Genomic DNA, 18,941 nt, shown 5'->3' on the forward strand with positions numbered 1-18,941 from the left:
CTCGCCCTCAGAGCGGCGTGACGTACGCGCCCGAGATGCCGCCGTCGACGAGGAAGGTCGACGCCGTGATGAAGCTGGACTCGTCGGAGGCGAGGAAGAGCACGGCGTTGGCCATCTCCTCCGGCTCGCCGAACCGGCCCATCGGCACGTGGACGAGGCGCCGCGCGGCGCGCTCCTCGTCCTTGGCGAAGAGCTCCTGGAGGAGCGGGGTGTTGACCGGACCGGGGCACAGGGCGTTGACGCGGACCCCCTCCCGGGCGAACTGCACGCCGAGCTCGCGGGACATCGAGAGCACGCCGCCCTTGCTCGCGCTGTAGGAGATCTGCGACGTCGCCGCGCCCATGACGGCGACGAACGAGGCCGTGTTGATGATCGAGCCCTTGCCCTGCTCGAGCATGTAGGGCAGGGCGGCCTTGCAGCACAGGTAGACCGACGTGAGGTTGACCTCCTGCACCCTGCGCCAGGCGTCGAGGTCGGTGTCGAGGATCGAGTCGTCCTCGGGCGGGCTGATGCCGGCGTTGTTGAACGCGATGTCGACCGAGCCGTACGTCTCCTTGGCCGTGCGGAAGAGCGCGTCGACGTCCTCCTTGCTCACGACGTCGACCCGCACGAACGTGCCGCCGACCTCCTCGGCGATGCGGGTGCCGTTCGCCTCGTCGAGGTCGCCGATGACGACCTTCGCGCCCTCCTCGGCGAACCGCCGCACGGTCGCGAGACCGATGCCCGAGCACCCGCCCGTGATGACCGCGACCTTGCCGTCGAGCCTGCCTGCCATGTGATTCCCTTCCAGCCCAGTGGATCTACGTGTTGGTGTGCGTCGACCGTCAGTCGGTCGAGATGAAGACGTTCTTGACCTCGGAGAACGCGTCGAGCGCGTCGGGGCCGAGCTCGCGGCCGATCCCGCTCTGCTTGAAGCCGCCGAACGGCGTCGAGTAGCGGACGCTGCTGTGCGAGTTGACGGAGAGGTTGCCGGCCTCGACAGCACGCGCGACCCGCAGGCCGCGACCGATGTCGCGGGTCCAGATGGACCCCGACAGGCCGTATGCCGTGTCGTTGGCCTTGGCGACCGCGTCGGCCTCGTCGTCGAACGGCATGACCGCGACGACGGGGCCGAAGACCTCCTCCTGCCAGACCCGGTCCGTCGTCGAGCGCGGCAGGACGACCGTCGCGGGATACCAGTAGCCGCTTCCCTCGGGGGCATCCCCGCGGAAGGCGACGTCGACGTCCTCGGTGGCGTCCTCGACGTAGGAGCGCACCGTGTCGCGCTGCCCGGAGCTGATGAGCGGCCCCATCTCGGCGGCCTCGTCGCGAGGGTCGGTGACGACGACGCCGCGCACCGCCGTCTCGAAGTGCTCCATGAAGGTGTCGAAGGCGCTGCGCTCGACGAGGATGCGGCTGCGCGCGCAGCAGTCCTGGCCGGCGTTGTCGAAGACCCCGTACGGGGCCCGCGCCGCGGCGAGCTCGAGGTCGGAGTCGGCGAAGACGATGTTGGCGCTCTTGCCGCCGAGCTCGAGGGTGACGCGCTTGACCTGGTCGGCGGCCCCGCGCATGATCCGCTGGCCGACGGCCGTGGAGCCGGTGAAGCAGACCTTGCGCACGTCGGGATGCGTGACGAAACGCTCCCCGACGACCGTGCCCTTGCCGGGGACGACGGTGAAGACCCCCTCGGGGATCCCGGCCTCGAGCGCCAGCTCACCGAGGCGGACCGCGGTCAGCGGGGTCAGCTCGGCAGGCTTGAGCACGACCGTGTTCCCGGCGGCGAGCGCCGGCGCGAATCCCCAGCCGGCGATCGGCATGGGGAAGTTCCACGGGACGATGATGCCGACGACCCCGAGCGGCTCGCGGAACGTGACGTCGATCCCGCCTGCGACGGGGATCTGCCGGCCGAAGTGCCGCTCGGGCGCCCCGGAGTAGTACGCGAGGACGTCGCGGACGTTGCCCGCCTCCCAGCGTGCGTTGCCGATCGTGTGGCCGGCGTTCTCGACCTCCAGCTGGGCGAGCTCCTCCTGGTGCTCGCCGACGAGGTCGGAGAAGCGGCGCAGGAGCAGCGACCGGTCGGCGGGGCTCACGGCGCGCCACGCGGGGCTCGCGGCCGAGGCCCGGGCGATCGCGGCGTCGGTCTGCTCCAGCGAGGCGAGCTCGACGGTGCGGACCACCTCCTCGGTGGCCGGGTTGATGACGTCGTGCGTGGTGGTCACAGTCGCTCGAATCCTCTCCTGCGCTCCCAGTCGGTGACGGCAGCGTTGAAGGCCGTGATCTCGACGTCGGCGGCGTTGACGTAGTGGTCGACGACCTCGTCCCCGAAGGCCTTCCGGGCGATGGCCGACCCCGCGAGCAGGTCACGGGCCTCCTGGAGCGTCGAGGGCACGCGTGGCTTGTCCGACGTGTAGGCGTTCCCCTCGAGCGCCGGCTCGAGCTCGAGCTCGTGCTCGATGCCGTGGAGGCCCCCGGCGAGCATGGCCGCGACGGCGAGGTAGGGGTTGAGGTCACCGCCACCGATGCGGTTCTCGACGCGCAGGCCGGCTCCGTGGCCGACGACGCGCAGCGCGCACGTGCGGTTGTCGCGGCCCCACGCCACCGTCGTCGGGGCGAAGCTCGCCGATGCGAATCGCTTGTACGAGTTGATGTTCGGCGCGTAGAAGTAGGTCAGCTCACGCTGCGTCGCGAGGATGCCGGCGAGGAAGTGCTCGAACATCGCGCTGTGCCCGTGCTCGCGCTCCTCGTCGACGAAGACGGTCTCTCCGTCGAGGCCGCGCAGCGAGAGGTGGATGTGGCACGAGCTGCCCTCGCGCTGGTCGAACTTGGCCATGAAGGTCAGGGACTGGCCGTGGTGGGCCGCGATCTCCTTGGCCGCGTTGCGGTAGACGACGTGGTTGTCGCAGGTGCGCACCGCCTCGTCGAAGAGGAAGCCGATCTCGTGCTGGCCGTAGTTGCACTCGCCCTTGGCGCTCTCGACGACGGCACCGGCGGCATACATCTCGTTGCGAATCTCGCGCAGCAGCGGCTCGACGCGGTCGCCCCCGAGGATCGAGTAGTCGACGTTGTAGCGGTTCGCCGGGGTCAGGCCCGTGTAGTTCGCGTCCCAGGCCTGCTCGTAGGACTCCTGGAAGACGATGAACTCGAGCTCGGTGCCGCAGTGCGCGGCCATGCCGAGCCCGGCGGCCCGGTCGACCTGCGCCTTGAGCACCGACCGGGGCGACTGCGCCACGGCGCCGCTGCCGTCGAGCCAGGTCAGGTCGCACTGCACGGTGGCCGAGTGACGGCTGCCGGGCGTGCGCCGCAGGGTGTCGAGGTCGAGGTCGAAGAACATGTCGCCGTAGCCGCGCTCCCACGAGGAGATGGCATAGCCGTCGACGGTGTTCATGTCGACGTCGACGGCGAGGAGGTAGTTGCAGCCCTCGGTGCCGTCCTCGAGCACGTGGTCGAGGAAGTAGTGGCCGTGCAGACGCTTGCCCTGCAGCCGCCCCTGCATGTCGGTGAAGGCGACGACGACGGTGTCGATGTCGCCGGACTCGATCTCCTCGCGGAGCCGGTCGAGCGTGAGCGTGGGTGTGGGCGCCATGTCGTGCCTTCCTGTCGTCTCAGCCGATGAGGCCACGGAGCAGCGCGGAGGTGGCATCGCAGTGCTCCTCCATGACCGCCCGGGCGCGTTCCGCGTTCCCGCCGAGGATGGCCCCGACGATCTGGTGGTGCTGGGCGTTCGAGTGCTCGATGTTGCGTCGGAGCACGGGGATCGCCATGAGCATGTCGTGCAGGGCCGCCTGCGACCGCGTCACGGCGTCGATGAGCATCGGCGACCCGGAAAGGGTCGCGACGGCCAGGTGCAGGCGCGAGTCGGCGACGCGGTGCGCGGAGGGGTCGGGGGCGTCGTCGACCTCGGCGAGGCTGTCGGCGAGCCACGCCCGTTGGTCGCCGGCGAGCGACTGGGTCGCCGCGAGCCAGGCGGCCCCGGGCTCGACGACGCGGCGGAAGGTCAGCGCGTCGCGCATGGCAGCGCCGCTGCGGACGAAGGCGCCGGAGGTGCTCGAGGGCAGCTCGGCGGACTCGGTGACCCACGTGCCCCCGCCACGACCTCGTCGGGTCGTCACCAGGCTGGAGTCCCTCAGTGCCGCGATCGCCTCGCGCAGCGTGTTGCGGCTGACGCCGAGCCGTTCGGCGAGCTCGCGCTCCGGCGGGAGCTGCTCGCCCCGGCTGAAGACGCCGAGCCGGATGGCCGTCGCGAGCTGCTCGACGGTGCCCTCGAAGACGTTGCCGGTGGCGGGTCGCAGCACGACGTCAGGCAGGGACGGCTGTCGTTCGGCTGCACTCACGTGTCGATCCAATACCGTCACCTCCACCTCGTCAATGGTCTGAGAAAGCACCATTAGGGCTTGTCGGACCCAGCCTGCCGGAGTCGCAGGCCCTCCGGGTCGAGCGGGGCCCGGAGCCCCACCGTCAGGGGACTTCGGTGGCCCGCGATGTCGATCTCCCACTCCCCCGTGCGTACCCACTCCGCCGCGGCCCCGCCCGTCCCCCGCTCCCCGACGAGCGCCAGCCCGACGCCGGCCGCCACGGTCGCCCCCCACGCCGCGCTCGTCACCTGGCCGACGGGTCGACCGTCCCTCAGGACGAGCTCACCGCCCCACGGGTATGCCTCCGGGTCCCCCACGACGAAGGACACGAGCCGTCGCGGCGGGGTCACGACCTTCGCGGCCTCGACCGCCTTCCGTCCGAGGAAGTCGACGTCCGTGCCGAGCTTGCAGGCGAAGGCCAGCCCGGCCGCCACGGGACCGGTCTCGGTCGTCAGCTCGCGCCCGAACGCGCGGTAGCCCTTCTCGAGCCGCATCGCCTCGATCGCGTAGTAGCCGGCCGGCAGCACGCCGAGGTGGGCGCCCGCACGGAAGAGGTCGTCGTAGACCCTGACGGCGAGCTCGGTCGGCACGTAGAGCTCCCACCCGAGCTCACCGACGTACGTGATCCGGGTCGCCCGCACGACAGCCGACCCGAGACGCACCTCGCGGCTCGTGCCGAACGGGAAGGACGCGTCGTCGAACGAGTCGTCCGACAGGCCCGACAGCAGGTCGGCCGAGCGGGGTCCCATGACGCCCAGGACGGCATACGCGCTCGTGACGTCGACGACGCTCGCATCGGCGCCGACGGGGACGTGCCGCCTCAGCCAGTCGAGGTCGCGCACCGTGGTGGCCGCGCTGCTGACGACGAGGAACTCGCGGTCGGCGGTCCGGGTCACGGTGACGTCGGACTCGTAGGTGCCCCCACCGTTGAGGACGCCCGTGTAGACGGTGCGCCCCACGGGGACGGCGACGTCGGCCGTGCAGATCCACTGCAGCGCCCGCTCGGCGTCCGCGCCGACGATGAGGTACTTCGAGAAGGACGTCTGGTCGAAGACGGCAACCGCCTCGCGCGTGGCCCGCTGCTCCGCGACACACCAGTCCACCCAGGTCGGCCGATCCCACGAGTAGTCGAGCCGCGGCGACCGCCCTTGCGGCGCAAAGACGTTGGCACGCTCCCAGTGGTTGCGGGTGCCGAACACCGCCCCCTGGGTGACGAGCCGGTCGTGCACCGGCGAGAGCCGCTGCGCGCGGCCCGTCTCGGGCTCGCGGTTGGGCCACGGCACGGCGTAGTGCAGGCCCAGCACCTCGACGACGCGCTCGTGCAGCCAGGCGTGGTTGCCGGCGAGCGGCGAGAAGCGACGGATGTCGGCGCTGACGAGGTCGAGCGTCGGACCGCCCTCGACGACCCACTCGGCCAGGGCGCGTCCGGCACCCCCTGCGCTCGCGATCCCCACCGAGTTGAAGCCCGCCCCGACGAAGAATCCCGGCAGCTCGGGCGCCTCGCCGACGATGAACTGGTTGTCGGGGGTGAAGCTCTCGGGGCCGTTGTAGAACTTGCGGATCCCCGTCTCGGCCAGCACCGGCAGGCGGTGGATCGCGCTCTCCATGAGCACCTCGAAGTGCTCCCAGTCCTCGTCGAGGAGCGCGAACTCGAAGGGGTACGGGATCCGGTCGGGCGAGACCCACGGCTTGGCCTCGGGCTCGAAACCGCCGACGAGGAGACCCCCGACCTCCTCCTTGACGTAGGTCCAGCCGTCGGGGTCGCGCAGCACGGGCAGGTCGCGGTGCACGCCCTCGATCGGCTCGGTCACGACGTAGAAGTGCTCCGCCGAGTGGAGCGGGACGTTGACCCCGGCCATCGCACCGACCGCCCTCGCCCACTGACCGGCACAGTTGACGACGACGTCGGCCTCGACGTCTCCGTGGTCGGTGCGCACGCCCGCGGCCCGTCCGTCACGCGTCAGCACGTCCGTGACCCGGACCCGCTCGGTGATGCGCACGCCGAGCTGCCGGGCCCCTTTGGCGAGGGCCTGGGTGAGGTCGGTCGGGTTGGCCTTGCCGTCACCGGGGAGCCAGATGGCGCCGACGACGTCGTCGACCCGGATGAGCGGGTAGCGCTCGCGCGCCTGATCGGGCGTCAGCAGCTCGCAGTCGAGGTCGTATGCCGCCGCGCTGGCCGCCGTGCGCCGCAGCGCGACCATGCGCTCGGGGGTGCGGGCCACGGTCAGGCCGCCGCAGACCCGGTACCCGGTGCCGAGGCCCGTCTCGGCCTCGAGGCGCGAGTAGAGGTCGGTCGAGTACTGCACGAGCCGGGTCCCGGCCTCGCTCGCCCGCAGCTGGCCGACGAGCCCGGCAGCGTGCCACGTCGTCCCGCAGGAGAGGCTGCCCTGCTCGACGAGGAGCACGTCGGTGCGGCCGAGATGGGCCAGGTGGTAGGCGACGCTGGCGCCGATGACACCGCCACCGATGACGACGATCTCGGCGCGAGAAGGAAGCTCGGTCATCGGGGTCCTTCGGGGTCGTCACCGACGGCCGCACCGACGAGCGAGTCCAGACGCCGACTCGTCAGCAGGGACGCGGCCGGCTCGAAGCGCTCCGTCGCGAAGCCCCAGAAGTCGGCGTCGAGGTCGGAGACGCCGTGCTGGATCGCACCCCAGAGGGTCCAGGCGTACTGCCCGGCCAGTCCCCAGAGCTCGGCCCGCGCGAGCACTCGGTCGCTGACCCTGCCGTGGTACGCGTCGACCAGCTCGACGAGGTGGTCGTGACCCAGACGCGACTCGTTGACCAGGTTGCCGAGCTCGAACGACGCTTCGTTGGTGCCGGAGTACTCGTAGTCGATGATCCGCACGTCCCCGCCGTCGTCGAGGAAGTTCGCGGCGAGCAGGTCGTTGTGGCACGGCACGAGCGGGTCGGGGTGGACCCGCAGCGCCTGCTCGACGCGGGCCGCCGCGGCCTCGAACCGCCAGTAGCCCTCGGGCACCCGCAGGCCGCGGTCCCGGACGATGCCTGCATACGACCTCTGGATGTCGAACATGTCGAACCGCGAGGCGAAGGGCGGACCGGCGTGCAGCCGGCGCAGGGACGCCGCGATGCGGGGCAGGTTGGCACCCACGTCCGTGGCGGCATACGTGCGCCCCGGGAGGAACTCGACGACGAGGATGCCTGCCCCGGGCACGTAGTCGACGACCGGGGCACCCACCCCGGCCTCGGCCGCGGCGATCGAGTTGAGCCACTCGTGCTCGTGGTCGACGGCGAGCAGGGCGCTCGTCGGCGACGACACCCGCACGACGACGTCGAGGTCGCCGGTCCGCACGCGGTAGTTGTGGTTCGTCAGGCCGCCCGGGAGCTCCGTCACCTCGCTCGGCTGTCCGGCGCGGGACAGCCGAGCGAGGGCGGTGGCGAGCTGGTCGGCCGGACCGGGAGCGGGGTCCGGCCGGGCCCGCGGCTCCGTGGTCACTCGCTGAACGCGTCGACGACCTCGGGGTCGATGTTGGTCTTCGGACCCTTGAACCAGTGCCGTGCCGAGACCCGCCACCAGATGGCGAGCACGAGCAGCGACCCCAGTGTGAGGATCGGTGCGTAGTTGACGAACTTCCACTCGAAGCCGTCGGTGAAGGGCACACCGCCGGGCACGAACGGCAGGATGAAGTAGATCGAGATGATCGCGATCTCGATGACGGCCACGAGGTTCATCCACTTGTACTTCGGCCCGTTGGTCCACGACCCGGGCACGAACGCGTCGCCCATCTTCCAGCGGAGCCAGATCGGGATGAGGAAGGCCAGGTAGAGGCCGATGACGGCGACCGAGACGACCGCGTAGAAGGCGGTCGGCACGATGAGCGGCGCCTCCTCGGTGCCGATGTTGACCTCGACGAGCGCGGGCAGCGTGATGATCGCGCTGACGACGCCGACGAGCATGACGGCGTTGGCCGGGACCTTCGCCCCGGTCAGTGTCGACCAGAGGCGCGAGCCGGGCACGGCGCCGTCTCGGCTGAAGGCGAACGTCATGCGCGAGGCGCTCGTCATGCACGAGGTCGTGCAGAAGAACTGCCCGACCGCCGAGATCGTGAGGATCGCGGCCGCCCACTTCGAGTCCATGGCGTGCGTGAAGATGTAGGCCACGCCCCCGCCGCCGACGCCGGCGTTGTCCGGCTTGCCGTCGGCGCCGTTGGGGATCGCGAAGAGGAAGCAGAGCAGGAGGATCCAGCCGCCGATGGCGGAGTAGAAGATCGAGCGCCAGATCCCTTGTGCCGCAGCCTTGGACGCGGCCGAGGTCTCCTCCGACAGGTGCGCGGAGGCGTCGAAGCCGGTGATCGTGTACTGCGTCAGGAGCAGTCCGAACGGGACGATGAGGAGCCAGTAGGTGGGCGAGCTCGTCGAGCCGTCGGCGTAGCCGGAGTTGTTGAACCTCTCGGTGAAGACGTAGGAGAAGCTCTGGTGGTTGTCGGGCACGACGATGAGGATGAGGATGATGACGGCGGCCCCGACGACGTGCCACCACACGGAGACGTTGTTCATGACGGCCATGAGGTGGCCACTGAAGATGTTGAGCACCGCGGCCGCGATGAGCACGACGAGGAAGATCCAGAAGACGCGCGTCAGCGAGTAGCCGTCGGCGTAGTCCTTGGACCACGTGCTGAGGGCCAGGTCGATGAAGGTCGCGCAGCCGTACGCGACGGACGCGGTGACGGCGACGAGGCCGATGAGGTTGAGCCAGCCGGTGAAGAAGCCGGCACGCGCGCCGCCCATCTTGTTGGCCCACCAATAGATCCCACCGGAGGTCGGATAGGCCGAGACGAGCTCGGACATCGTCAGACCGATGACGAGGATGAAGGCGGCCACGATCGGCCAGCCCCACGAGATCGCGATCGGGCCGCCGTTGTTGAAGCCCTGGCCGAACGTCGTGAAGCAGCCGGCGAGGATCGAGATGATGGAGAAGGAGATCGCGAAGTTCGAGAAACCCGACCACGAGCGGTCGAGCTCCTGCTTGTAGCCGAGTTCCGCCAGGCGGCGTTCGTCGTCGGAGAGACCAGTTGCCTGAGCCATGCCCTGCACTCCCATCTTCGGTATGAAGTTGGACCGATGCTAGCGCCGCGCACCGCAGCCGAACAGACCTCGGAGCGACCTCTTCGGTGCTGGGACAGGCAGGTTTCCGATGCGTTTCGGCCGGGTGATCGGGCCAATGGAGCCACAACAGACCATTCGGACACACCGCGCCAGGCTTGCGGGCGGCGTGCCGCGGGAGTCAGAGTCCGAGCGCCCACTCCAGGGTGCGCGCGACGCCGTCCTCGTCGTTGGACGCGCACGTGCGGGACGCGGCGGCGCGTGCGTCCGGGTGGGCGTTGGCGACGGCCCACCCGACTCCGGCCCACTCGAGCATCGGGATGTCGTTGGGCATGTCGCCGAAGGCCCACACGTCGGCGGGGCCGATGCCGGCGCGGGCGCACCACCGCACGAGGCCTGCCGCCTTCGTCACGCCCGGGGCCGAGATCTCCGCGAGACCCCCGGCGCCCGAGTGCTGCACGAGGGCGCGGTCGCCGAGCACCTCGGCCACGCGCGGGATGACCTCGTCCGCGGGCAGGTGCTCGGTGCGGGCGAGGAGCTTGCCAACGACTGCGTCCGGAGGGAGATCCTCGATGGGGGCCGGCACGAGGTCGTCCGGCACCCAGCGGGGGTGCAGCTCGGGGTAGTTCGGCTCGGTGTGCACACCGCTGCTCAGCTCGGCGCTGAAGCCGATGCCCGGCACCGCGGCCCGCAGGTCCGCGACGATCTCGAGCAGCAGGCCACGGTCGAGGGGACAGGACGCGACGACCGTCCGCGTGCGCACGTCGTAGTCGAAGGCGCCGTTGGCGCTGATGACCGTGCCGTCGCCACCGACGGCGTCGGCGAGCGCGTCGAGCCACCGCGGTGGACGCGCCGTCACGAAGACGACACCGATGCCGGCGGACTCGGCCGCGCGCAGAGCGGCGGGCGTCCGCGGGGAGATCACCCCGTCGGAGCGCAGCAGCGTCCCGTCGAGGTCGGTGGCGACGAGGCGCGGCCGACGCAACGGCGCGTCGCCAGCAGGCGCCACTCGCGGCCTCAGACGAGCCGGGTCAGCCAGCCGTGCGAGTCCTCGGCGCGGCCGTACTGGATGTCGAGGAGCTTGGCGCGGATGGCCTCGGCGTAGCGGTCCTCGTGGCCCTCACGACGGTGGTCGACGGAGCCGCCGGCCCAACGCAGCTCGCCGACGGGGGTGACGACGGCGGCGGTGCCGCACGCGAAGATCTCGACGATGTCGCCGCTGGCCGCGCCCTCCTTCCACTCCTCGATCGGGATGCGCCGCTCCTCGGGCTCGAGGTCGAGCTCCTTGGCGATCTCGAGGATCGAGCTCCGAGTCACGCCCTCGAGGATCGAGCCGGTCAGCTCCGGGGTGACGATGCGGCCGTCCTTGGTCACGAGGAAGAGGTTCATGCCCCCCAGCTCCTCGATGTACGTGTGCGTCGAGGAGTCGAGGAAGACGGCCTGGTCACAGCCGTGCTCGATGCCCTCGAGCTGTCCGGCGAGCGAGCTGGCGTAGTTGCCGCCGCACTTGGCCGCGCCGGTGCCGCCCTCGCCCGCGCGGGCGTAGTCGGTGGAGATCCACAGCGTGACGGGCTTGAGGCCGCCGGAGAAGTAGGCGCCGGCCGGGGAGGCGATGACGGAGTAGGTGACCTGCTGGGCCGGCCGCACGCCGAGGAAGGCCTCGGAGGCGAACATGAAGGGCCGCAGGTAGAGGCTCTTCTCGCCGGCGTCCCCGGCGGGGACCCACGCCTGGTCCACGCCGACGAGCTGGCGCAGCGACTCGATGAAGTCGGCCTCGGGCAGCTCCGGCAGCGCGAGGCGGCGGGCCGAGCGGGCGAAGCGGGCGGCGTTGGCCTCGGGGCGGAACGTCCAGATCGACCCGTCGGCGTGACGGTAGGCCTTCATGCCCTCGAAGATCTCCTGGGCGTAGTGCAGCACCGCCGCCGCCGGGTCGAGCTGGAAGGGCCCGTAGGGCTTGACCTGGGCGTCGCCCCAGCCACCGTCGGCGGTCCACGTCGCGACGACCATGTGGTCGGTGAAGGTCTTGCCGAAGCCGGGGTTCTCGAGGACCTCGGCGATGCGCTCGGGCGACGTGACGTCGTCGCGGCGTGTGACCGCGAAGGACAGCTGGGACATGACAAACCTCCAGGAGCAAAATCAACGGTGATCCGGTTGTCAGGCTATCGCCCACATCGTGAGACGACGACGTCGGGCACCGCCCGCGGGCCCGGTCCGGACCCCGCGGCGCACCACGCGTACGGCTCCGTCCCCCCGCGAGACGCCCGTCGGGCGTATGCCGTGTGGCGTCGCTGTCAGAGGCGCGCGACGACGGCGTCGCCGACGGCCGTCGTGCTGCGTACGGCGTCGCCACGCTCAGCCAGGTCGGCGGCGACGGCCGCGTCCACCCGACCCGCCTCGGCGTCGAGGCCGAGGTGCGCGAGGAGCATGCCGACCGAGAGGATGGCGGCGGTCGGGTCGGCCTTGGACTGACCGGCGATGTCGGGGGCCGAGCCGTGGACGGGCTCGAACATGCTCGGGGTCGTGCGCGCCGGGTTGATGTTGCCCGACGCGGCGAGCCCGATGCCGCCGGCGATCGCCGCGGCGATGTCGGTGAGGATGTCGCCGAAGAGGTTGTCGGTGACGATGACGTCGAAGCGACCGGGGTCGGTCGCCATGAAGATCGTCGCGGCGTCGACGTGCTGGTAGGCGGTCTCGACGTCGAGGAACTCGGCTCCGACCTCCTCGACGGTGCGGCGCCAGAGGTGGCCGGCATACGTGAGGACGTTGTGCTTGTGCACGAGGGTGAGGTGGCGACGCGGGCGCGCCTGGGCGCGTGAGAAGGCGTCGCGGACGACGCGCTCGACCCCGAAACGGGTGTTGACGCTGACCTCGGTCGCGATCTCGGCCGGGGTCCCGACGCGCAGGGCGCCGCCGTTGCCGGTGTAGGGACCCTCCGTGCCCTCGCGGACGACGACGAAGTCGATGCCGTCGGGGGCGACGCGCGCGACGTCGAGCGGGCTCGCGACCCCGGGAAAGAGCTTGGCGGGGCGCAGGTTGACGTAGTGGTCGAGGGCGAAGCGCAGCGGCAGCAGCACGCCCCGCTCCAGGAAGCCGCTCGGGACGCTCGGGTCACCGATGGCGCCGAGGAGGATCGCGTCGTGCCCGCGCAGCTCCTCGAGGACGGAGTCGGGCAGCGTCTCGCCGGTGGCGTGCCAGCGACGGGCGCCGAGGTCGTACTCGGTCGTCGCGAACTTCGGACCGCTCTCGCCGGTGACCGCGTCGAGGACCTTGAGGCCCTCCGCGACCACCTCGGGACCGATGCCGTCACCGCCGATCACGGCGATGGAGTAGGCGTCCTTGACCTGCGTCTGTGCCATGTCGTCAGCCTAGAACCCGTCTTGTGATGTGGAATCTGCGTCTCAATTATTGAACCGACGACGGCCCCCGCCCGTGAGGGCAGGGGCCGTCGTCACGATGTCGCGGCTCGACCGCGGACGTCGTCGGGTCCGGCTCAGTCTTCGGTGTGACCCTGGTCGCGCAGGTCCATCGACTCCTGCAGGGCCTGACGGGCAGCCTTGGCGTCTTCGCTCATGGTGATCACGTCTTTCGAGTTGCGTGCGGTGTGGTGGTCTCAGGTGGCTCCAGCCCGGGTGGGCGAACCGGTCAGCAGAGGGGTGCGCGGGATCTCCGCGGCGAGGTGCTGACTACCTGGACTCGCCGCGGCTGGGAATAAGTACGACCTGCCGCGTCATGCGTTTCACGGTACGCCCGGCTACCCACGGGTAAAGGGGGTTTCCACTGGATGAGACGCGGTGTCCGCCATTCGTCCGGGGGCGGGGCCGCGGCACGGGCCGCGCATCCCCCGCTCCCCCCGCTCGGAGTCGTAGGCTCGCCGCGTGAGCGCCGACCACCCCGACGCGCCTGCCGACCCCTCCACCGGCACCGCTCGCCACCACGCCGACCACCCGGACCACCGGGCCACTGCTCCTCGCGTCCGGCACACCAGCCACGCGGTCCCGGGGGTGCCGTTCGACGACGAGGCGCGGTGGATCGCCATCACGCCCGGCAACGCCCGGCGCATCATCGTCACGGTGTTCGTCGCCGTCGTCCTGCTCTCCGTGGCGACCTGGGCCTTCCACGCCATGGGCAGCTTCCTCTTCCTGCTGCTGCTCGCCTGGCTGCTGTCGATCGCCATGGAACCGGTCGTGCTGTGGCTGAGCCAGCGCGGCATGAAGCGGGGCCTCGCCACGGGGATGACGATGCTCGGGATGCTCCTGCTCTTCGCCGGGCTCGCCGAGCTCTTCGGACAGGTCTTCGTGTCGCAGCTCTCGCAGCTCGGGTCGCAGCTTCCCGGCGCGATCACGTCGGCGATCGACTGGGTCAACTCCACGTTCGGCACCCAGTTCGACATCGAGCAGATCCAGACCGCCCTGAGCCTGACGCCCGACAAGCTCGGTGAGCTCGCGGGCAAGTACGGCGGCGGGATCATCGGGGTCTTCGGCTCCGTCGTCACCTTTCTCTTCGACGCCCTGACGATCCTCGTCTTCGCCTACTACTTCTCGGCCGACAGTCCGCGGCTGCGCCAGACGATCGGCTCGTGGCTCCCCCAGCGCTACCAGCGCGTCTTCATCACGGTGTGGACGATCTCGGTCGAGAAGACCGGCGGCTACGTCGTGTCCAAGCTCGTCCTGGCCTCGCTCTCGGCCGTCTTCCACGTCGCCTTCTTCTGGTTCATCGACGTGCCGTTCTGGCTGCCCCTCGGCATCTTCGCCGGCATCGTCGGCCAGTTCATCCCGACGATCGGCACGTACATCGGCGTCGCCCTGCCGGCCCTCTTCGCCCTCCTCGACAAGCCGATCAACGCCCTGTGGATCGCGGTGTTCGCGACCGTGTACCAGCAGCTCGAGAACTACGTCTTCACGCCGCGGATCAGCCGCCGCACCATGGACGTGCACCCGGCCGTCGCCCTGGGGTCGGTCATCGCCGGCGCCGCGCTCTTCGGCCCGATCGGTGCCCTCATCGGGATCCCCATCGCGGCGGTCGCCCTCGCCATCGTCGACACGTTCAGCAAGCGGCACGAGCTCGTCCCCGAGCTCGCCGACCTCGAGCCGGCCGACGAGAAGGACGACGAGGACGAGGCCGGCGAGCACGAGGCCGGCGAGGACGGGCGCGACGGCGAGAGGCCGCACCGCGTCGAGACGGACGCCGGCCGACGGAGCTGACCGGCGGACGTGGCCCGCGTCGACTCAGTCCTGCAGGCCGATGACCGAGAAGGTCTTGGCCTCGATGACCTCGGACAGCTCGGCGGCCATGGCAGCGGGCACGGCGCTGTCGACGTTGAGCACGCCGATGGCCCGGTCGTCCTGGCGTGAGACCTGCATGCCGCCGATGTTGATGCCTGCGTCACCGAGGATCCGGCCGACCGCGCCGATGACGCCCGGACGGTCGGAGTACTCGAAGACGAGCATGTGGTCCGAGAGCGGGACCTCGAGGTCGTAGCCGTTGACACCGACGAGCTTCTCGACCATCTTCGGGCCGGTCAGCGTGCCCGAGACGGAGACGACCGACCCGTCGGCGAGGGTGCCGCGCAGGGTCGTGACGTTGCGGAAGTCACCGGAGTCGGGATCGGTGACGAGCCGCACGACGCAGCCACGTTGCTCGGCGAGGACGGGGGCGTTGACGTAGGTGACGGCGTCCTCCACGACGTCGGTGAACAGTCCCTTGAGCGCGACGAGCTTCCACACGCTGACGTCGTGGGCGGTGATCTCGCCGCGGACGTCCACGTCGAGCTGGGCCGGCACGCTGCCGGACACCGCGGTGAAGATGCGACCGAGCTTCTCGACGAGCGGGATGCCCGGGCGGACCTCCTCGGCGATGAAGCCACTGCTGACGTTGACGGCGTCCGGGACGAGCTCTCCACCGAGCGCGAGACGCACCGACCGGGCGACGGCGATGCCGGCCTTCTCCTGAGCCTCCTCGGTCGAGGCACCGAGGTGTGGTGTCACGACGACGGAGTCGTGCTCGAAGAGCGGTGACTCGGTGGTCGGCTCGGTGGCGAACACGTCGATGCCGGCGCCGGCGACCCGGCCCTCGGCGATGGCGCGCGCCAGGGCGGCCTCGTCGACGATGCCGCCACGGGCGGCGTTGACGATGCGGACCGAGGGCTTGACCTTGGCCAGGGCCTCCTCCCCGATGAGGCCGAGCGTCTCGGGTGTCTTGGGCAGGTGGATGGTGATGAAGTCGGACTGGGCGAGCAGCTCGTCGAGGCCCACGAGCTGGGCCCCGAGCTGTCCGGCCTTGGCCGGCGACGCGTAGGGGTCGTAGGCGAGGATCTTCATGCCGAAGCCCTTGAGGCGCTCGGCGACGAGGGCGCCGATGCGGCCGAGGCCGACGACCCCGACGGTCTTGTCGAGCAGCTCCACGCCGGAGAACTGGCTGCGCTTCCACGCCCCGGCCTTGAGGGCCTGGTTGGCCGGCGCGATGTTGCGGGCCGTCGCCAGCAGCAGGGCCACGGCGAGCTCGGCGGCGGAGGTGATGTTGGACGTCGGCGCGTTGACGACCATGACCCCGGCCTGCGTCGCCGACTGGACGTCGACGTTGTCGAGGCCGACACCGGCGCGGGCGATGACCTTGAGCCGCTTGGCGGCAGCGATGGCCTCGGCGTCCATCCTCGTGGCCGAGCGGATGAGGATCGCCTCGACGTCGGCGAGCGCCGGCAGGAGCGCCTCACGGTCGGCCCCGTCGACCGAGCGCACCTCGAAGTCCGGTCCCAGTGCCTCGATCGTGGCGGGTGACAGCTCTTCGGCGATGAGGACAACGGGCTTGGTCACAGAGGAACCCTTCCGGACGGGCGGGGCCCTGACGCACGACAGGGGGCGCGGGCCGTCGGCGGCACCGCGGTGTGCCGTCGGCGAGTCTAGGCCGTCGTCCGCGCAGAATCACGGGCCGTAACCAAGATGTGAACACGGGTCCGAGGGGTGCCCCGGGGGTTCAGTTGCTGGAACACCGATTCCGTATGCCGGACGCGTCGACGCCGTGGACCACATGCGAGGCATTGCGCCGGCAGGTGCGGGCACGTCAGGGTGGGGTCATGCGCATCGTCGTGACAGGTGGCGCCGGGGACCTCGGGTCGCGGGTCGTCCGCGAGGTCGTGTCCCGCGGACACCAGGCCGTCCCGGCCAGCCGGAGGACCGGCGTGGACCTGGCGACCGGCGAGGGTCTCGAGGCCGTCCTGGCGGGCGCCGACGCCGTCGTCCACTGCGCCGACGACACATCTCTGGGCGACACCGTCACGGTCTACGGGACGCGCCGGCTGGCCGATGCGGCAGCCGCGCACGACGTGCACCTCGTGCACATCTCGATCGTCGGCATCGACGAGCACCCCCTGGCCTACTACCGCCGCAAGCTGCGCGCCGAGCAGGGCATCGAGGCTGCAGGCGGGCCGGCCTCGGTGATGCGCGCCACCCAGTTCCATTCCCTCGCAGCGTTCTTCGCCCGGAAGCTGAGCATCGGCCCGATCACCGTGACCATCGGCGACATGGCCTTCCAACCCGTCGACACCGACTTCGTCGCCGGGCGCCTGGCCGACCTCGCGCTGGGAGAGCGCCCCACGGCATACGCGAGGGCGACGGACGTCGCGGGTCCCGACGTGCTGACGGTCGGCGAGCTCGCCGGCCTGCTGCGCGCGCACCGAGGCGGGCGGGCCCCGAAGGTCGTGCGCCTGCCGGCCGTCGGCGGGGTCCTCAAGGCCTTCGCCGAGCGACGCAACGTCCCCTTCCCCGGTGACGCGCAGACCGGCGGCCACACGTTCGCCGACTGGCTCGCGCCCCAGCCGCAGCGACTCAGCGGTCGGTGACACGTCGCGGTACGCGAACGGCCGGCGTCCCCACGAACGGGACGCCGGCCGCCGAGCGGTGCAGGTGCGTCAGCGAGCCGCACTGCCCTCGACGTAGTCGGAGTCGGTCTGCTTGACCCACGCCATGAGCTTGCGCAGCTCGCGGCCCGTGCCCTCGATCGGGTGCTGGGCACCCTTCTCGCGCAGCTGCTTGAACTCCGGGGCGCCGGCGTCCTGGTCGTCGATGAAGCGCTTGGCGAAGGTGCCGTTCTGGATGTCCCCGAGAACAGCCTTCATGTTCTCCTTGACGTGCGGGTCGATGACGCGCGGACCCGAGACGTAGTCGCCGTACTCGGCGGTGTCGGACACCGACCAGCGCTGCTTCGCGATGCCGCCCTCGATCATGAGGTCGACGATGAGCTTGAGCTCGTGGAGGCACTCGAAGTAGGCGACCTCGGGCTGGTAGCCCGCCTCGACGAGGGTCTCGAAGCCGTACATGACGAGCTGGCTCGCACCGCCGCAGAGGACGGCCTGCTCGCCGAAGAGGTCGGTCTCGGTCTCCTCGGTGAACGTCGTCTTGATACCGCCGGCACGCAGGCCACCGATCGCCTTGCCGTAGGCCTTGGCGAGGTCCCAGGCCGTGCCCGACGCGTCCTGCTCGACGGCGAGGAGCACGGGCACCCCACGGCCGTCGGCGAACTCGCGGCGGACGATGTGGCCGGGCCCCTTGGGGGCGACCATGAGCACGTCGGCGTCGGCCTCGGGCTTGATGTAGCCGAAGCGGATGTTGAAGCCGTGGCCGAAGAGGAGCGCGGCGCCGTCCTTGAGGTTGGGCTGGATGTCGTTGGCGTAGACCGTCCGCTGCACCTGGTCAGGCGTGAGGATGACGACGAGGTCGGCCTCCTTCACCGCGTCGGCGACCGACGTGACCGTCAGCCCCTCGGCCTCGGCCTTGGCCTTGCTCTTGCTGCCCTCGGCGAGGCCGACGCGCACGTCGACGCCGGAGTCGCGAAGGTTGAGGGCGTGGGCGTGGCCCTGGCTGCCGTAGCCGATGACGGCGACCTTCTTGCCCTGGATGATCGACAGGTCGGCGTCGTCGTCGTAGAACATCTCGGCCATGGTGGCCTTCTCCTTCGGTTGCGGTGTGCGGTGGGTCTGGTGGTGCGGTGGGTGGAGCCCGGCCGGGTCGAGCTCGGGTCGAGCTCGGGTCGAGCTCGGATCAGGCGCTGCGCAGGCTGCGGTCGGTGATCGAGCGCGAGCCGCGCCCGACGGCGACCATGCCGGACTGGACGAGCTCCTTGATGCCGAACGGCTCGAGGACGTCGAGCAGGGCTCTGAGCTTGTCGGAGGTCCCGGTCGCCTCGATGACGATCGCGTCGGTCGTCACGTCGACGACCTTCGCCTTGAAGAGCTGGATCGTGTCGATGACCTGGCTGCGGGTCGCCGGGTCGGCGCGGACCTTGACGAGCAGGATCTCGCGCTGCACCGAGGCGTGCGGGTCGAGCTCGACGACCTTGAGCACCTCGATGAGCTTGTTGAGCTGCTTCGTCACCTGCTCGAGGGCCGCGCCCTCGACCTCGACGACGACCGTGATGCGCGAGATGTCGCGCAGCTCGGTCGGACCGACCGCGAGGGAGTTGATGTTGAAGCCGCGTCGGGAGAAGAGCGCGGCGACGCGGGTCAGGACGCCGGGCTTGTCCTCGACGAGGACCGACAGTGTGTGCTTGCTCATG

At 70.6% G+C, this 18,941-nt stretch carries 15 protein-coding genes; 2 read left to right on the top strand and 13 right to left on the bottom strand.

The window, feature by feature from the left end; translation table 11 throughout:
* Positions 1-7: 7 nt before the first annotated feature.
* From H283_RS0107165 to H283_RS0107210, 10 genes are all read right to left on the bottom strand, one after another.
* Positions 8-775, bottom strand: coding sequence for a 3-oxoacyl-ACP reductase (locus tag H283_RS0107165; protein ID WP_020142837.1), 768 nt, complete (start codon positions 773-775; stop codon positions 8-10).
* A 49-nt stretch (positions 776-824) separates the two neighbouring features.
* A complete protein-coding gene (locus H283_RS0107170; RefSeq protein ID WP_020142838.1) occupies positions 825-2,198 on the bottom strand; it encodes an aldehyde dehydrogenase in 1,374 nt (457 codons plus the stop codon).
* The gene (locus H283_RS0107175; RefSeq protein WP_020142839.1) at positions 2,195-3,562 is read right to left on the bottom strand and encodes a glutamine synthetase family protein; all 1,368 of its coding nucleotides are present in this window, start codon (positions 3,560-3,562) and stop codon (positions 2,195-2,197) included. The genes H283_RS0107170 and H283_RS0107175 overlap by 4 nt, the downstream gene beginning before the upstream one ends.
* A gap of 19 nt (positions 3,563-3,581) precedes the next feature.
* The gene (locus H283_RS0107180) at positions 3,582-4,310 is read right to left on the bottom strand and encodes a FadR/GntR family transcriptional regulator (protein ID WP_028785398.1); all 729 of its coding nucleotides are present in this window, start codon (positions 4,308-4,310) and stop codon (positions 3,582-3,584) included.
* A gap of 53 nt (positions 4,311-4,363) precedes the next feature.
* Positions 4,364-6,835: an FAD-dependent oxidoreductase gene (locus H283_RS0107185; RefSeq protein WP_020142841.1), complete on the bottom strand. Its 2,472-nt coding sequence runs from the start codon at positions 6,833-6,835 to the stop codon at positions 4,364-4,366.
* Positions 6,832-7,788: a choline/ethanolamine kinase family protein gene (locus H283_RS0107190; protein WP_020142842.1), complete on the bottom strand. Its 957-nt coding sequence runs from the start codon at positions 7,786-7,788 to the stop codon at positions 6,832-6,834. Before H283_RS0107190 ends, H283_RS0107185 begins: the two co-directional genes overlap by 4 nt.
* Positions 7,785-9,377, bottom strand: coding sequence for an amino acid permease (locus tag H283_RS0107195; protein WP_043648775.1), 1,593 nt, complete (start codon positions 9,375-9,377; stop codon positions 7,785-7,787). The genes H283_RS0107190 and H283_RS0107195 overlap by 4 nt, the downstream gene beginning before the upstream one ends.
* Positions 9,378-9,576: 199 nt before the next feature.
* Complete coding sequence (locus H283_RS0107200) at positions 9,577-10,404, bottom strand: Cof-type HAD-IIB family hydrolase (RefSeq protein ID WP_231372239.1); 828 nt, start codon at positions 10,402-10,404, stop codon at positions 9,577-9,579.
* Between the two features lie 8 nt (positions 10,405-10,412).
* Positions 10,413-11,510 carry a branched-chain amino acid aminotransferase gene (locus tag H283_RS0107205; RefSeq protein WP_020142845.1) on the bottom strand — a complete coding sequence of 366 codons (1,098 nt, stop codon included), beginning with the start codon at positions 11,508-11,510 and terminating at the stop codon, positions 10,413-10,415.
* 176 nt (positions 11,511-11,686) lie between these two features.
* Entirely contained in the window at positions 11,687-12,751 is a 1,065-nt protein-coding gene (locus H283_RS0107210) for a 3-isopropylmalate dehydrogenase (protein ID WP_020142846.1), read from the bottom strand.
* Between the two features lie 519 nt (positions 12,752-13,270).
* On the opposite strand from H283_RS0107210, the gene H283_RS24320 reads away from it, so the two are divergent.
* A complete protein-coding gene (locus H283_RS24320) occupies positions 13,271-14,596 on the top strand; it encodes an AI-2E family transporter (RefSeq protein ID WP_051103558.1) in 1,326 nt (441 codons plus the stop codon).
* Between the two features lie 24 nt (positions 14,597-14,620).
* On the opposite strand, the gene serA is transcribed toward H283_RS24320, so the two are convergent.
* On the bottom strand, positions 14,621-16,204 hold the full coding sequence (serA, locus tag H283_RS0107225) for a phosphoglycerate dehydrogenase (RefSeq protein WP_020142848.1): 1,584 nt from the start codon (positions 16,202-16,204) through the stop codon (positions 14,621-14,623).
* Positions 16,205-16,464: 260 nt separating this feature from the next.
* On the opposite strand from serA, the gene H283_RS0107230 reads away from it, so the two are divergent.
* Positions 16,465-17,229, top strand: coding sequence for an SDR family oxidoreductase (locus tag H283_RS0107230; RefSeq protein ID WP_020142849.1), 765 nt, complete (start codon positions 16,465-16,467; stop codon positions 17,227-17,229).
* Between the two features lie 69 nt (positions 17,230-17,298).
* Here the strand turns inward: H283_RS0107230 and ilvC are convergent, their stop codons facing one another.
* Both ilvC and ilvN read right to left on the bottom strand, forming a co-directional pair.
* Positions 17,299-18,327: a ketol-acid reductoisomerase gene (ilvC, locus tag H283_RS0107235; protein ID WP_020142850.1), complete on the bottom strand. Its 1,029-nt coding sequence runs from the start codon at positions 18,325-18,327 to the stop codon at positions 17,299-17,301.
* A 100-nt stretch (positions 18,328-18,427) separates the two neighbouring features.
* Positions 18,428-18,940 carry an acetolactate synthase small subunit gene (gene ilvN / locus H283_RS0107240; protein WP_020142851.1) on the bottom strand — a complete coding sequence of 171 codons (513 nt, stop codon included), beginning with the start codon at positions 18,938-18,940 and terminating at the stop codon, positions 18,428-18,430.
* Position 18,941: the final 1 nt, after the last annotated feature.

It is taken from the genome of Terracoccus sp. 273MFTsu3.1, assembly GCF_000383675.1.
In the GTDB taxonomy this organism is placed as follows: Bacteria; Actinomycetota; Actinomycetes; order Actinomycetales; family Dermatophilaceae; genus Terrabacter.